The organism is Pseudomonas sp. R4-39-08 (assembly GCF_003852275.1).
GTDB lineage: Bacteria > Pseudomonadota > Gammaproteobacteria > Pseudomonadales > Pseudomonadaceae > Aquipseudomonas.
The window spans coordinates 5,867,083-5,882,212 of record NZ_CP027733.1; the positions used below are offsets into that span (position 1 = coordinate 5,867,083).

Sequence of the window (15,130 nt, forward strand, 5' to 3'; positions counted from 1 at the left end):
TTGTCCATCACCCTAATCACTCGAAACGTCGAGTGATTAGCCAGCGAGTTGACCAACGAAGGGGTTCGCGAAGGTGAAGAACAGGGCGATACCAACGCCGATCATGGTTACGGCGTCGAGCAGGCCGGCAACGATGAACATTTTAACTTGCAGCATTGGAACCATTTCTGGCTGACGCGCTGCGCCTTCCAGGAATTTGCCGCCCAGCAGGCCGAAACCAATGGCAGTACCCAGGGCGCCCAGGCCGATCAACAGTGCAACAGCGATAGCGGTTAGACCAACTACAGTTTCCATCTTTCCTCCCGACTTTTACGTCGTATGGTTTAGGTTTTTTAGATTTTAAAGCGGTAAAACAAATCGTTTCATAGCCCTGGAGGGCCACCTTCCCGTTTCACCGGGAAGGACATCAGACTAGTCGAGACTGGCCTTAATGGTTCTCTTCGTGCGCCATCGACAGGTAGACGATGGTCAGCATCATGAAGATGAAGGCCTGCAGGGTGATGATCAGGATGTGGAACACAGCCCACGCCCACTGCAGAACGATGCCCAGGCCGCTAAGCCAGAGCAGACCGCTGCCGAACATCACAGCGATCAGAATGAACACCAGCTCGCCGGCATACATGTTGCCGAACAGTCGCAAGGCCAGGGAAATCGGCTTGGCGACCAGGGTCACGAACTCCAGCAGGAAGTTCACCGGGATCAGCAGGGCTTGAACGAAGATGTTCTTGCTGCCGAACGGGTGCAGGGTCAGCTCGCCGATGAAACCGCCGATGCCCTTGACCTTGATACTGTAGAAAATGATCAACGCGAATACCGACAGGGCCATGCCCAGGGTAGCGTTCGGGTCTGTGGTCGATACGGCACGGAATGGAATGTGCGCGTCGCCGGAGATCAGGATGGCCAGTTGAGGAATCCAGTCCACCGGGATCAGGTCGACAGCGTTCATCAGGAACACCCAGACGAAGATGGTCAGTGCCAACGGTGCAATCACCGGGCTACGGCCATGGAAGCTGTCTTTCACGCTGCCATCGACGAATTCGACCAATACTTCAACGAAGTTCTGCAAAGCACCTGGCTGACCGGAAGTCGCCTTTTTTGCCGCCATGCGGAAAATCAGGACGAAGATCAGGCCCAATGCGACCGACCAGCCCAGAGTATCCAGGTGGAAAGCCCAGAAGCCCATTTCCTTGGCCTCTGCTGCGGTGTGAGCAAAGCCCCAGCCGCCGTTGGGAAGCTGACCGAAGGTCAGGTTCTGCAAGTGGTGCTGGATATAGCCCGAAGCGGTTGTTTCTGCCATGGTTGCCTCAAACGCCCTAAGGTTTCGAAAGTCTTGTTTTCATTAGCAGGGGAGCGAACCAGCTGACCAATTGGGTCAACACGAAGACGCCAAATACAGCCAGCGGCGCCAATGGCTTCACACCTGCAAAGGTCAGTGCAAACAGCACTGCCGTCAAAATCAGTTTCCCCGCCTCACCGGCATAAAAAGACCGGACGATAGCCTGGGCTGCTCGGGCGCCGGAAAACCGAAAGGCCCTATGAGCAAAATACATATTGGGCAGCAAGGCTATCAGGCCTCCGCAGAGTCCTGAATATCCGGCTACGACTCCATGCCAGTACCAAAGCGCCAATGCGGCGATCAGCAAAATGACAAGTTGAGCCAATAGAACCGGAAAAACGGCCAAGCGATGGAACGGCAACGTGTTTGGCGTGCGGGTTTCCATCACTCTTGCTCCTCAATGGTCGGCTGCCGGAAATCAATAACTTGGCATACTTTGTGCCGACAAAATGCGCGCAGAGTATAGGGGCGGTTCTGCCCCTATTCAACTGCCGGGTAGTGATTTCCGATCACGCGCTACATGAGCAATTGTTTCAGCGAATGTTTCAACGGATGTGGGCAAGGACACCTTGAAGCTCGTCGAGGGAGTTATATCCGATAACCAATTGCCCTTTACCTTTCTTGCCGTGGCGAATTTGCACCGCAGAGCCTAGCCGTTCGGCCAGGCGCTGCTCGAGGCGCGCGATATCCGGATCAGGTTTGGCGGTTTCGACCGGTGCAGGTTTGCCGCTCAACCATTGGCGAACCAACGCTTCGGTCTGACGAACGGTAAGCCCGCGTGCGACAACGTGACGCGCCCCTTCAACCTGTTGATTTTCCGGCAAACCGAGCAAAGCACGGGCGTGACCCATTTCCAGGTCGCCGTGGGACAACATGGTCTTGATGACTTCCGGCAGCGCGATCAAACGCAGCAGGTTGGACACAGTCACGCGGGATTTACCCACCGCATCGGCAACTTGTTGCTGGGTCAGCTGGAATTCGTGCTGCAAACGCTGCAACGCGATGGCTTCCTCGATCGGGTTGAGGTCTTCACGCTGGATGTTTTCGATCAATGCCATGGCGATGGCCGTTTCATCCGGTACGTCGCGCACCATCGCCGGGATGGTTTCCTTGCCTGCCTGCTGGCTGGCGCGCCAGCGACGTTCGCCGGCGATGATTTCAAAGCGGCCACTGCCAATGGGGCGCACCACGATCGGCTGCATCACGCCCTGGGCCTTGATCGAGTTGGCCAGCTCTTCCAGCGCCTGCGGGTCCATGTCCCGGCGCGGCTGGTATTTGCCGCGCTGGATCAGGTCCAGGGGCAAGTGCTGCAGCTCACGTTCGTCGGCCTGCACCGCTTGCTCTTCCAGCGAAGTGACAGTCGGACCACTCAGGAGTGCATCCAGTCCACGTCCGAGACCTCGTTTTTTGACGGCCATGGGGATTCCTTAAGTTGGCTGGGCTGCAGCGGTGCGTGAATTGCGACGTTGGCGACGCACCATCTCGCCGGCCAGCGCCAGGTAGGCAATGGCACCACGGGATGATTTGTCGTAGGCCAGCGCCGGCATGCCGTAGCTTGGCGCTTCGGCCAGGCGAATGTTGCGTGGAATCACCGTGTCGTAGAGCTGGTCGCCGAAATGTTCCTTGAGCTGCGCCGACACATCGTTCATCAGGCTCAGGCGCGGGTCGTACATGGTCCGCAGCAGGCCTTCGACTTTCAGGTTCGGGTTGAGCAATTCGGCGATACGCTTGATGTTATCCACAAGGTCACTTAGGCCTTCAAGCGCGAAGTACTCGCACTGCATGGGGATAATCACCCCATCCGCAGCCACCAGGGCGTTGAGCGTGAGCATCGACAGTGACGGCGGGCAGTCGATCAGGATGTAGTCGTAGTTCTCCCGGATCGGCGCGAGGGCGCTGCGCAGACGGCTTTCTTTCATCTGCATTTCCAGCAGCACCACTTCCGCCGCAGTCAGGTCGCGGTTGGCCGGCAGCAGTTGATAACCGCCATGCTCGGAATAGTGCATGGCCTGGCCCAGGTCGCACTCGCCGATCAGCAAGTCGTAGACCGAGTTTTCCAGGCCGTGTTTATCCACACCGCTACCCATGGTGGCGTTGCCCTGTGGATCGAGATCGATCAACAGCACCCGGCGCTTGGTCGCGACCAGGGATGCTGCGAGGTTGATGCAGGTGGTGGTTTTGCCCACGCCACCTTTCTGGTTCGCTATCGCGAATACCTTAGCCATTCTTGCTTGTGTTCCCAATCATGCCGTGCGGCGCAGTATCAGCAGATGGCGTTGGCCTTGGCAACCGGGTACGGCCAAGGCGTGTTCGCTATCGAGGTGGAAGTCTGCCGGCAATGCTAACAGCTCGTCGCTTGGATGGACGCCCTTCATTGCCAGCCAGCGGGTATCGCGGTCGCCAAGGTGGCGAGTCCAGTTGCTGAAGTTCTCCATGCTGCTGAACGCCCGGGAAACAATTCCGTTGAAGGGCTGTTCAGGCGTAAAGGCTTCGACGCGACTGTGGATAACTTGCAGGTTGTCCAGCTGGAGTTCGAGTTTGACCTGGGTCAGGAAGCGGGTTTTCTTGCCGTTGCTGTCCAGGCAGGTGACCTGTGACTCTGGAAACAGGATGGCCAGCGGTATGCCAGGCATCCCGCCGCCGCTGCCGACGTCCAACCAGCGACCGTTTTCGATAAACGGCATCACGCTCAAGCTGTCGAGCAAATGCCGCGAAACCATTTCGTCCGGATTACGCACGGCAGTCAGGTTGTAGGCCTTGTTCCATTTGATCAACAGGGCCAGATAGCCCATCAGCAACGCGTGCTGGGCTTCGGTCAGGTCGACGCCTAATTGGCGCGCTCCTGTGGATAACTCTTCGGCGTGTTGCGAGGTGACCAACGAACTCAAGCGCTTTGCTCCAACTGACGGCCCGCGCCGCGTTTTTTCAAATGAATCATCAACAGTGAAATCGCTGCCGGCGTCACGCCAGGTATGCGCGAGGCCTGGCCGAGCGTTTCCGGCCGAGTTATCCCCAGCTTGCTTTGAATTTCCTTCGACAGTCCGGAAATCCCGGTGTAGTCGATATCCCCAGGCAACTTGGTGTTTTCACTGGCGCGCAGGCGAGCGATCTCGTCCTGCTGGCGGTCAATGTAACCGGCATACTTGGTTTTGATTTCCACCTGCTCGGCAACCTGCGGATCGTCTGCGCCGCCACCGGTCACTTCGACCAGGCCAGCGTAATCGATTTCCGGACGCGACAGCAGGTTCAGCAAGTTGTATTCGTGAGTCAGCGGCGTGCCGAATTTTTCGGCGATCGCATCGCCCTGTTCAGTGCCGGGGCGGACCCAGGTGCTTTTCAGGCGCTGCTCTTCGAGGGTGATGCTCTCGCGTTTTTTGCAAAAGGCCGCCCACCGCGCGTCATCGACCAAACCCAGTTCGCGACCTTTTTCGGTCAGGCGCAGATCGGCATTGTCTTCGCGCAGGATCAGGCGATATTCCGCCCTGGACGTGAACATCCGGTACGGTTCCTGGGTACCCAGGGTGATCAGGTCGTCGACCAATACGCCGATGTACGCTTCATCGCGACGCGGGCACCAGCTGTCTTTGCCCTGGGCACGCAATGCCGCGTTGGTGCCGGCCAGCAAACCCTGGGCGCCGGCCTCTTCGTAACCGGTGGTGCCGTTGATTTGCCCGGCGAAGAACAAACCGCCGATCACTTTGGTTTCCAGGCTGTACTTCAGGTCACGCGGATCGAAGTAGTCGTACTCGATGGCGTAGCCAGGGCGAACGATGTGGGCGTTTTCCATGCCGCGAATCGATTGCACGATCTGGATTTGCACGTCGAACGGCAGGGAAGTGGAAATTCCGTTCGGGTACAGCTCGTGGGTGGTCAGGCCTTCGGGCTCAATGAAGACCTGGTGGCTTTCCTTGTCGGCAAAGCGGTGGATCTTGTCTTCGATCGACGGGCAATAACGCGGGCCGATCCCTTCGATCACCCCGGAATACATCGGCGAACGGTCGAGGTTCGCGGCAATGATTTCGTGGGTACGGGCATTGGTGTGGGTAATCCAGCAACTGACTTGTTTCGGGTGCTGTTCCTTGGAACCCATGAACGACATGACCGGTATCGGTGTATCGCCGGCTTGTTCGGTCATCACCGAAAAATCCACAGAACGCCCGTCGATTCGCGGCGGGGTCCCGGTTTTCAAGCGACCGACACGCAGCGGCAATTCACGCAGACGGTTTGCCAGGGCAATCGACGGCGGATCGCCGGCGCGCCCACCGGAATAGTTCTGCATGCCAATGTGGATAAGCCCGCCGAGGAAGGTACCGGTGGTCAACACCACGGATTCTGCGAAGAAACGCAGGCCCATTTGGGTGACAACGCCGCGTACTTGGTCCTGCTCGACGATCAGGTCGTCTGCAGCCTGTTGAAATATCCACAGGTTAGGCTGGTTTTCCAGGGTTTCACGTACCGCTGCTTTGTACAGAATGCGGTCGGCTTGTGCCCGGGTAGCACGCACGGCCGGGCCTTTGCGGCTGTTCAGCACGCGAAATTGAATACCACCTTTGTCGGTAGCCGTCGCCATCACGCCGCCAAGGGCATCGATTTCCTTGACCAGATGGCTTTTGCCGATGCCTCCGATGGCAGGGTTGCAACTCATGGCGCCGAGGGTTTCCACGTTATGCGTCAGCAACAGGGTTTTTACGCCCATTCGCGCTGACGCCAGTGCTGCCTCGGTACCGGCATGACCGCCGCCGATGACGATCACTTCAAAACGGGAAGGGAAATCCACCACGCACCTCGTGCCTGCTTATGTAGGTAATCAGGAATTGTTTGTTGAAAGAGTTTTAGAGCTTTGGCGGCAAGTATAGGGACTTAGCCCTGCCTAAAGAACCCTTTGCACAAAATTTAACCAGCTGTGGATGAATCACGGACAATAGAAATTAAAAGAGAGAAATATATTAAATCTTTGTTTTTATGTTTATTTCTACTGAGCACCCTTTCTGTGGATAGATCTCTGCAGGCCTTGACTTACGTTGTGTACAGCGATTCAAAAGGTTGTGGTCATGTGCCAATGAGGGGGTTGGATAAGTGACTTAAGCCTGTGGATTAAAGTGATGGTTATCCACAGAGGGGTTTTTGCGCAGGTTTCAGGCGTGGTTATCAACTGGGCCCAAGGGCGGTTATTCACAGGGCTTAATTCACAGAAACCGCCGGCTCCAACCGAAGTTTTGGCCTCAAGACATCTATTGTGGGAAAACGCGAGGACGGTTAATAATAGCGATTATCATTAACCTACCTTGTCGCGCCTATGTCTCCTCCTTCACACACGACAGCTGTGCAGCACATCTATGAGCAACACCATTCGTGGTTGCATGGGTGGCTCAAAGGCAAGCTGCATAACGCCTGCGATGCGGCCGATGTGGCCCACGATACGTTCGTGCGTATTCTGGGTGGGCGCGACGCTGTGCAGATCCTCGAACCACGGGATTACCTGGCGACCATCGCCAGAGGGCTGGTGATTGATCGCTATCGCCGGCACGCCATCGAGCAGGCCTATAAACAAACCCTGGCCGATCGCCCTGAAGCCACCGCCATCAGTGAAGAAGACAGGGCAATCATCATCGAAACCCTGGTGGCTGTGGACAAAGCGCTGTCAGGTTTGGGCGACCGTGCACGGCGAATCTTCATGCTGTCGCAGATTGAAGGGCTGACTTATCAACAGATCGCCGATGATCTGCAGGTGTCATTGACCACGGTGAAGAAACACATGATCCGCGCGCTGACCGAGTGTTCACTGATCATGGCCAGTCTGTAATGCCCGCGCCTGATCGCAAGACATTCGAGGCTGCAGCCAGTTGGTACGTGCAGTTTCAAGCGCAACCGCCGACGCCCGCCGAACGGCAGGCCTGGCAGCAATGGCTCAACGGGGACCCTTCCCATCAGGCGGCGTGGAGCCAGCTGGAGCAGTTGCAGCGCAGCCTCGGCGCCCTGCCCCAGGACTTCACGCGGCGCGCCTTGACCACCACGCAACAACGCCGCCAAGTGCTCAAGTGGATGCTGGTACTCGGCGGTACCGGGTATCTGGGCTGGAATGTTCAACGTCATACATCCCTGGGTAACGTATGGGCCGACTACCGAACGCCTGTGGGTAAACATCGGCGGATCGAACTGGCCGATGGCACTCAAGTTGATCTCAACACCAACACGGCCATCGATGTGATGTTCGACACGCGCCAGCGCTTGATCCGCCTGCGCGAGGGTGAGGTACTTATCCACAGCGGGAAGCGGGCCGGGTATCCGCCGTTATACGTGGAGACACGCCACGGCCGCGTGCAGGCGCTGGGCACTCGGTTTACCGTGCGTCAGTTTCCTGATTCCACTCGGGTTGGCGTTCTGGAAGATCGGGTCAACCTGTCCCCCGGCGACCAGCCCGACCACAGCCGAACCCTCGGTGCGGGTGAATGCGCGGAATTTGATCGACACGCCATAAGGCTCACCCAGCACTATGGCCGCACACAAGCAGCTTGGACTGACGGTCAATTGATCGTGCTCGACGCCAGACTTGGCGATGTCATTGCTGAACTGGCGCGCTATCGGCCGGGCCTGCTGCAGTGTGACCAGGCCTGCGCTGACCTGCGTGTTTCCGGAGCGTTTCGTCTGGACTCGACAGACGCGGTACTGGCCAACCTGCAAGCCACCCTGCCGATCCAGGTGAAGTACTTCACGCGCTATTGGGTGTCAGTCAACCGAATCGGTTGATTGAAAAAATAATCCAAAAGGGGGGTTATCTTTTTTTTATCTGGCGCGGCCCTTCAGGTAATCACGACGCTACCTTCAGGGTTTACCCATTTATGTGCCTTCCTACCCCGCTACGCCAGCGAGTCTCCCGCCGCGCCATTGCCTACAGCCTGCTGCTCACTACCGTCGCCGGTACGTTGTTATCCACAGGGGTCATGGCCGCCAGCGCGACGCAACACTACGTCATCGCTGCCGGCCCACTGGACAGTGCCCTGAGCCAGTTTGCCGCCAGGGCCAATGTGATTCTGTCGTTCTCGCCTCAACAGACTTCGCGTCTGACCACTTCCGGTCTGGATGGCGATTATTCGGTGGATCAAGGTTTCGCGCTACTGTTGCAAAACTCGGGGTTGCAGGCCGTCGCCCAGGCACCTGGCAGCTATGGCTTGCAAGCAATACCAACAGGCCAGCTCACCCTCGCACCGACGACCGTAAGCGCGTATCAAACGGATGGGTTCGGCCAGGAACTGGCGGCGGATGTTGGCTACAAGGCGCAAAACAGCCGTATCGGCACCAAGACCAGTACGCCTCTGTCGCAGACGCCTCGTTCGGTATCGGTGGTGACCGAGCAACGTATCAAGGATCAGAAGTCGCAAACACTGACCGAAGTGCTCGGTTACGTACCCGGTATCTTCGCGCCGCCTTTTGCCGCAGGCGACGGGCTGGCGGGCGATCTGTTTTTCATTCGAGGCTTCAACGCTACGGACTACGGCTACGGCCTGCTCAGGGATGGACTACGTGTGCAAGGCAATCGGTACGACACCACCAGTGAGCCTTATGGCCTGGAGCGGGTCGAGGTTTTCCGCGGCCCTTCTTCGCTGCTCTACGGTGAAAACGCGCCGGGCGGCTTGGTCAACCTGGTCAGCAAACATCCGACCGCCAACCCCCAGGGCGAAGTGCAATTGGGGTACGGCTCGAACAACCGGCGCCAGGTGGGTGTGGATATCTCCGGGCCGCTCAATGACAGTGACAATGTCCTCGGTCGCCTGGTGATGCTTGGCCGAAAATCCGATACCCAGACCGACCACGTACCGGACGATCGTATCTACATCGCCCCGTCCCTGACTCTGAATTTTGACGACTACAACACCCTGACCCTGTTGGCCAACTACCAGAAAGACCACACCAATCTGGAACTTGGCCTACCCGCTGCGGGCACCTTACTCACTAATCCCAACGGTAAGCTGTCCAAGCACACTATGCTCGGCGACCCGGATTGGAACACCTTTGAGCGTGAAGCCTGGAGCACTGGCTACGAGTTCAGCCACAGCTTCAATGACGATTGGCAGTTCCGCCAGAACTCGCGGTACATGCAGTCACGTATAGACCGCCATGAAACCTGGCCGAGCGCGCTGAATAACCGTGGCTTCGGCACCCAACTGAACATGACCGCCTACGACCGCTACAACAAATCCATGGTCTATTCCCTGGATAACCAGCTCGAAGGCAAATTTCAGGTTGGCGGGCTGGAAAACACTGTGTTGTTCGGTGCCAGCTATGATCGCACCTCGTTCAACCAGGATTGGGATGCCGGTTTCGCCGGTACCATCAATGTGTATAACCCCGTGTACCTGAGGGACCCGCTCACTCCGATCGCTGTGCAGAACACCTTGCTCGAGCAGCAGATGAAAGGCGTGTACGCCCAGATCCAGAGCAAGTACGACCACTGGCTTTTCCTGCTCGGTGGGCGGCAGGACTGGGTCGACAGCGATTTCCGCGACAAAGTGAACAAGGCCAGCAACATCAGCACCCAAGACCGCAAGTTCACCTACCAGGGTGGCCTGATGTACCAGTTCGAAAACGGCCTGACGCCGTATGTCAGCTATTCCACCGCGTTCGTTCCGGTGCAGCAGATTTCCAACGCCGGCGCACCGTTGAAGCCGATCACCAGCAGCCAATATGAAGTGGGCGTGAAGTACGAGCCGATCGGCTGGGATACGGCGATGACCCTGTCGGTGTACGACTTGCGCAAACAGGACGACACCTACCTCGATGCCACCACCAACAGCTATCGCCAGGTAGGTGAGAGCCGCGCCAAAGGTGTGGAAGTTGAAATCAACAGCGACCTTACGCCAAACCTGAATGTGACTGCGGCCTACACCTACACTGACGCACGGATTACCAAGGATTCCGCCACTTCCTTGGTAGAAGGGCATCAGATGACCGGCGTTCCGCGCAACCAGGCTTCGGTGTGGAGCAAATACCGCTTCCTCGACGGTCACCTTAAAGGCCTGTCTGTGGGCGGCGGCGTGCGGTATTTCGACAGCACCTTTTCCTACACGGCGCCTACGCTGTACGGCAAGCTGGATGCTGGAAGTGTCACGCTGGTGGACGCAGCGGTGGGGTATCAGATCGATTCGCACTGGTCGGTGGATGTGAACGCCAAGAACCTGTTCGACAAGGAGTACGTAGCCGGTTGCAACGACGCGGGGCGCTGTTATTGGGGCGACAGCCGTACCTTGCTGGGTACGGTGTCCTACAACTGGTAAGCGCGTGGCTATTTGCCGATACAGAAGCTGGAAAAGATTCGCCCGAGCAAATCATCGGAACTGAACGCGCCGGTAATCTCCCCCAACAGCTGCTGCGCCTGACGCAAATCCTCAGCCAGCAGCTCCCCTGCCCCTGCCAGGGTCAGCTGTGCTCGCCCGTGCTCCAACGACGCGCTGGCGTGGCGAAGCGCCTCCAGATGCCTGCGGCGTGCACTGAAGCTGCTCTCCGAGGTCTGCTCATAGCCCATGCACGCCTTGAGATGGTCACGGAGCAACTCCAGGCCATCCCCTGCCGATTTGGCACTGAGGCTGATAGTCACATGGCCATCGTCGCTGGTTTGCATCGCAATGGCCTCACCGGTCAAGTCGGCCTTGTTACGGATCAAGGTGACTTTGGCCGGGTCTGGCCGTTGCTCGAGGAATTCCGGCCACAACGCAAAAGGATCCACAGCCTCGGGGGCCGTCGCATCCACCACCAATAAAACTCGATCTGCTTCGCCGATGGCTTTGAGCGCGCGTTCTACGCCGATTTTTTCCACTTGGTCGTCGGTATCGCGCAATCCGGCCGTATCGACCACGTGCAACGGCATGCCATCTATGTGGATATGTTCGCGCAGGATATCCCGAGTGGTCCCGGCAATTTCGGTGACGATGGCCGCCTCGCGCCCCGCCAAAGCATTAAGCAGGCTGGATTTGCCGGCGTTGGGACGACCCGCGATCACTACGGTCATACCGTCACGCAGCAATGCGCCCTGCCCGGCTTCGCGCAACACTGTGGATAACTCCTCGCGGACTTTATCCAACATCGCCAGGACGTGGCCATCGGCCAGGAAGTCAATTTCCTCTTCAGGGAAATCAATGGCCGCTTCGACATAGATGCGCAAGCTGATCAACTGCTCAGTCAAGTTATGTACACGTAACGAGAAAGCACCCTGCAGCGAACGCAATGCGTTGCGCGCAGCCTGTGCAGAACTGGCCTCGATCAGGTCGGCAATGGCTTCGGCCTGGGCCAGGTCGAGTTTGTCGTTAAGGAACGCACGCTCGCTGAACTCCCCCGGACGGGCCAGACGGCAGCCCAATTGCAGGCAACGCTGCAGCAACATATCCAATACGACCGGGCCGCCGTGCCCCTGCAGTTCCAGCACATCTTCGCCGGTGAAGGAGTTGGGTCCCGGGAAATACAGCGCCAGGCCCTCATCCAGCACGCTTTCGTCCACATCCAGAAACGGGCCGTAATGGGCATACCGCGGCTTTAGCTCCCGCCCACTGATCGCCTTGGCGGCCACGCCCGCAAGCGGCCCGGAAATTCGAACGATACCGACGCCGCCGCGACCTTGAGCGGTTGCGACAGCAGCGATGGTTTCACGAGGAGCGCTCATCAGCAGGTTCCAGAATTAAAGTGTCGGAAAGCAAAACGCCCCACTAGGGGGCGTCTTGAGTGGTTATCCACAGAGTAAATTACGCCTCGGCTTTTTTGGTGGCCGCTTCGATTTTACGTGTGATGTACCACTGTTGGGAGATCGACAACACGTTGTTGACTACCCAGTACAGCACCAGACCTGCCGGGAACCACAGGAAGAAGAAGGTGAAGATGATTGGCATCATTTTCATCACCTTGGCCTGCATCGGATCCGGCGGAGTCGGGTTCAGGCGCTGCTGGATAAACATGGTCGCGCCCATGATGATCGGCAGGATAAAGAACGGGTCTTTGATCGACAGGTCAGTTATCCACAGCATGAACGGCGCCTGGCGCATTTCCACGCTTTCCAGGAGTACCCAGTAAAGCGACAGGAATACCGGCATCTGCACCAGAATCGGCAAGCAACCACCCAACGGGTTGATCTTCTCTTTCTTGTACAGCTCCATCATGGCCTGCGACATTTTCTGCCGGTCGTCACCATGCTGCTCTTTCAGCGCGGCCAGCTTCGGCGCCACGGCACGCATGCGCGCCATCGACTTGTAGCTGGCGGCTGACAGCGGGAAGAAGATCCCCTTGATCAGCATGGTCAGGAAAATGATCGAGAAGCCCCAGTTACCCACAATGCTGTGGATATGTTGCAACAACCAGAAAATCGGCTGGGCAATGAACCAGAGGAAGCCGTAGTCCACAGTCAGTTCCAGACCTGGGGACAACTCTTTCAGCACGGCCTGGCTTTTCGGGCCGGCGTAGAGGGTAGCGCTGGTTTCAGCCTTGGCGCCGGGTGCGACGGTCAACGCTGGGCCAGTAAAACCAATGATGTAGTTGCCCTGGCTGTCCTTGCGGGTTTGAACCAGGTTTGCATCACCCTTGTTCGGGATCCATGCGGTCACGAAGTAGTGCTGCAGCCAGGCTACCCAGCCACCTTGAACGGTTTCCTTCAGCGCGCCCTTGTCGATGTCTTTCATCGACACTTTTTTGTACGGCTCGTTACTTGTCCACAGGGCAGCGCCCAGGTAAGTCGCGGTGCCGGTGGCGGTGCTGGAAGAAGGATCGGAGCTGGCGTCACGCTTGAGCTGGGCAAACAGGTTGCCGCTCCAGGCTTTGTCGCTGGTGTTGTCGATCAGGTAAGTGACCTTCAGATCGTACAAACCACGCGTGAAGCTGAAACGCTTGATGTAATTGACGCCGTCGAGGCTGAATTTCAGGTCGACGTTCAGCTGGTTCTGGCCATCAGCCAGTTGATAGCTTTTCTGCTCGGTCGAATAAATCGGACGACCGGTAGCACGCGCATCCGGACCATTGGTGCCGGTCAGGCCGCTTTGCGCCAGATAAGTACGTTCGCCGCCGTTATCGAACAGCTGAAACGGAACATCCGGGTGGTCCTGGCGACGTGGATAAAGCGGCAGCTTCAGCTGTGCGATATCACCGCCCTGCGGGTCGATAGCCAGGTCGAGCACATCCGTTTTCACGTGGATGAGGTCTTTGTTGGTGACCACTGGCGTTTCTAACGGGGCACTTGTCTCGCCATTCGCGCTGGGAACATCGGCACTCGCGGACGCATTGTTACCCAGCGGGGTGTCCGGAATAGCCGGCGCAGCCTGATTGGTAGCAACATTCTGAGTCGGCAGGGCAGCCTGGCCATAGTCTTGGTTCCATTTCAGGACCATGACGTAGGACACGATTGCCAGGGCGACGATCAGGATCGTGCGTTTAATATCCATGATTACTCGGCCATCGAAGAGGAACGGGAGGTAGGGATAGGCGGAACCGGGTCATAACCACCGGGATTCCACGGATGACAGCGACCTAAACGACGAAAGGTCAGCCAGCCACCGCGCAGAAGGCCATGATTTTCTATGGCCTCTAACGCGTAGCAGGAACAACTGGGGTAGAAACGACAGTGGCTGGCCATCAGAGGACTAATGGCATAGCGATAAAACTGGATCGGAACGAGGGCCAGTTTACGCATCGGTACTGTCTACCCCTACAGTTTCGGTGCTGACTGCTGGTGCTGGTTTGTGGGTACGCGCCAGACGTTTCCAGAGCTTGCCGAAATGCTGAATCAATTCGGGGTTTTCTACATCCCCCAAGCCTTTGCGCGCGACGATAACAATATCCCAACCAACCAGAGTGTCCTGGTGGAGGCGAAACGATTCGCGCATCAGACGCTTGAGGCGATTGCGCTCAACGGAGAGCTTTACGCTCTTCTTGCCGATCACCAACCCGAGACGGGGGTGATCAAGATCGTTGTTACGCGCAAGGAGCAGGAGATTTTTCCCCGGAACCTTGCCGGTGGGGGAGTCAAAGACTGCCTTGAAATGCCGGGGGGTTAGCAGACGCTTTTCCCGACTGAAGTCCTGACTCACCACCAGTACCGGATTATCAAACTGCCAGACGCGCACGACCTTTGGCGCGGCGACGCGACAGGACAGCACGGCCGTTCTTGGTAGCCATGCGAGCACGGAAGCCGTGAGTACGGGCGCGTTTGATGGTGCTTGGTTGGAAAGTACGTTTCATGGCGTTGTTACCTGGTTCGTCCACAACGGGCCGGAATGGCCCCCGTTTTAAGAGACCGGCGATTCTAGAGAAAGCAAGCCTCTAGGTCAATTTCCAACCAGCTTTTCCTTTAATTAGTTCTATGACGGCCACGTCAGCCTTTCTGTCCGCTTCTCTTCCATGAGCGATGGCATAGATATAAAAATAAAGAAGGAAGTTATTTAAAGCTTTTCTGTAAAGCTTATAAAAGCTAGGGAAGCGATCTGCTGTGGATAACTGCCTTTAGGCCTTATTCCACCTGATGTACAGAGAATGACAACACGGGGGAGAAACGGTGCTCTGCCTGTGCTGCGCTGTCGGATAAGCTGTGTGTGGAATGGCTTGTTATCCACAGGCCAGTTACCCACAGACTTTCGACCCCACTTGTGCAACGAGCTCAGGGGCGGTTATCCACAGAGCTTATTCACAGACCGCCGGTCGCCTTTTTCAAGGATAAGACGTTGATTTTGGATGGCCTGTGCGCAACCTTCATGTGGATAAGTGGGCGGCTGGTCGCTACAATGGCGGCTGTTTTTGCCTCACCGGCTTTCAACTTAGGGGATATCC

At 57.3% G+C, this 15,130-nt stretch carries 15 protein-coding genes; 3 read left to right on the forward strand and 12 right to left on the reverse strand.

The features are described from left to right. Positions 1–36 precede the first annotated feature (36 nt). From atpE to mnmG, 7 genes are all read right to left on the reverse strand, one after another. Positions 37–294, reverse strand: a complete 258-nt coding sequence (gene atpE / locus C4J88_RS27255; RefSeq protein WP_002555987.1) for a F0F1 ATP synthase subunit C — start codon at positions 292–294, stop codon at positions 37–39. Positions 295–427: 133 nt separating this feature from the next. Beyond that, positions 428–1,297: a F0F1 ATP synthase subunit A gene (gene atpB / locus C4J88_RS27260; RefSeq protein ID WP_057725770.1), complete on the reverse strand. Its 870-nt coding sequence runs from the start codon at positions 1,295–1,297 to the stop codon at positions 428–430. A gap of 16 nt (positions 1,298–1,313) precedes the next feature. Beyond that, complete coding sequence (locus C4J88_RS27265) at positions 1,314–1,721, reverse strand: F0F1 ATP synthase subunit I (protein ID WP_043048220.1); 408 nt, start codon at positions 1,719–1,721, stop codon at positions 1,314–1,316. Between the two features lie 160 nt (positions 1,722–1,881). Further along, positions 1,882–2,754: a ParB/RepB/Spo0J family partition protein gene (locus tag C4J88_RS27270; RefSeq protein ID WP_124365074.1), complete on the reverse strand. Its 873-nt coding sequence runs from the start codon at positions 2,752–2,754 to the stop codon at positions 1,882–1,884. Positions 2,755–2,763: 9 nt separating this feature from the next. After that, positions 2,764–3,561 carry a ParA family protein gene (locus C4J88_RS27275; RefSeq protein WP_057725767.1) on the reverse strand — a complete coding sequence of 266 codons (798 nt, stop codon included), beginning with the start codon at positions 3,559–3,561 and terminating at the stop codon, positions 2,764–2,766. Positions 3,562–3,579: 18 nt separating this feature from the next. Further along, a complete protein-coding gene (gene rsmG / locus C4J88_RS27280) occupies positions 3,580–4,224 on the reverse strand; it encodes a 16S rRNA (guanine(527)-N(7))-methyltransferase RsmG (protein WP_124408569.1) in 645 nt (214 codons plus the stop codon). Then, positions 4,221–6,113, reverse strand: a complete 1,893-nt coding sequence (gene mnmG, locus C4J88_RS27285) for a tRNA uridine-5-carboxymethylaminomethyl(34) synthesis enzyme MnmG (RefSeq protein WP_124408570.1) — start codon at positions 6,111–6,113, stop codon at positions 4,221–4,223. Before mnmG ends, rsmG begins: the two co-directional genes overlap by 4 nt. 519 nt (positions 6,114–6,632) lie before the next feature. Between mnmG and C4J88_RS27290 the strand changes: the two genes are divergently transcribed. The 3 genes from C4J88_RS27290 (at position 6,633) to C4J88_RS27300 (ending at position 10,608) form a co-directional block, all read left to right on the forward strand. Continuing rightward, complete coding sequence (locus C4J88_RS27290) at positions 6,633–7,139, forward strand: sigma-70 family RNA polymerase sigma factor (protein ID WP_124368918.1); 507 nt, start codon at positions 6,633–6,635, stop codon at positions 7,137–7,139. Continuing rightward, complete coding sequence (locus C4J88_RS27295) at positions 7,139–8,083, forward strand: FecR domain-containing protein (protein WP_124408571.1); 945 nt, start codon at positions 7,139–7,141, stop codon at positions 8,081–8,083. The genes C4J88_RS27290 and C4J88_RS27295 overlap by 1 nt, the downstream gene beginning before the upstream one ends. Before the next feature lie 92 nt (positions 8,084–8,175). After that, positions 8,176–10,608, forward strand: coding sequence for a TonB-dependent siderophore receptor (locus C4J88_RS27300; protein ID WP_124408572.1), 2,433 nt, complete (start codon positions 8,176–8,178; stop codon positions 10,606–10,608). 8 nt (positions 10,609–10,616) lie between these two features. Here the strand turns inward: C4J88_RS27300 and mnmE are convergent, their stop codons facing one another. The 5 genes from mnmE to rpmH form a co-directional block, all read right to left on the reverse strand. Beyond that, positions 10,617–11,987 (reverse strand): tRNA uridine-5-carboxymethylaminomethyl(34) synthesis GTPase MnmE, encoded by a 1,371-nt coding sequence (mnmE, locus tag C4J88_RS27305; RefSeq protein ID WP_124408573.1) that lies wholly within the window; start codon positions 11,985–11,987, stop codon positions 10,617–10,619. Between the two features lie 79 nt (positions 11,988–12,066). Further along, positions 12,067–13,749: a membrane protein insertase YidC gene (gene yidC / locus C4J88_RS27310; RefSeq protein WP_124365081.1), complete on the reverse strand. Its 1,683-nt coding sequence runs from the start codon at positions 13,747–13,749 to the stop codon at positions 12,067–12,069. Positions 13,750–13,751: 2 nt separating this feature from the next. Beyond that, on the reverse strand, positions 13,752–13,997 hold the full coding sequence (gene yidD / locus C4J88_RS27315; RefSeq protein WP_010207715.1) for a membrane protein insertion efficiency factor YidD: 246 nt from the start codon (positions 13,995–13,997) through the stop codon (positions 13,752–13,754). Next, complete coding sequence (rnpA, locus tag C4J88_RS27320) at positions 13,990–14,397, reverse strand: ribonuclease P protein component (RefSeq protein ID WP_372238030.1); 408 nt, start codon at positions 14,395–14,397, stop codon at positions 13,990–13,992. Before rnpA ends, yidD begins: the two co-directional genes overlap by 8 nt. Positions 14,398–14,410: 13 nt before the next feature. Next, positions 14,411–14,545, reverse strand: coding sequence for a 50S ribosomal protein L34 (gene rpmH, locus C4J88_RS27325; protein ID WP_003213577.1), 135 nt, complete (start codon positions 14,543–14,545; stop codon positions 14,411–14,413). Positions 14,546–15,130 lie beyond the last annotated feature (585 nt).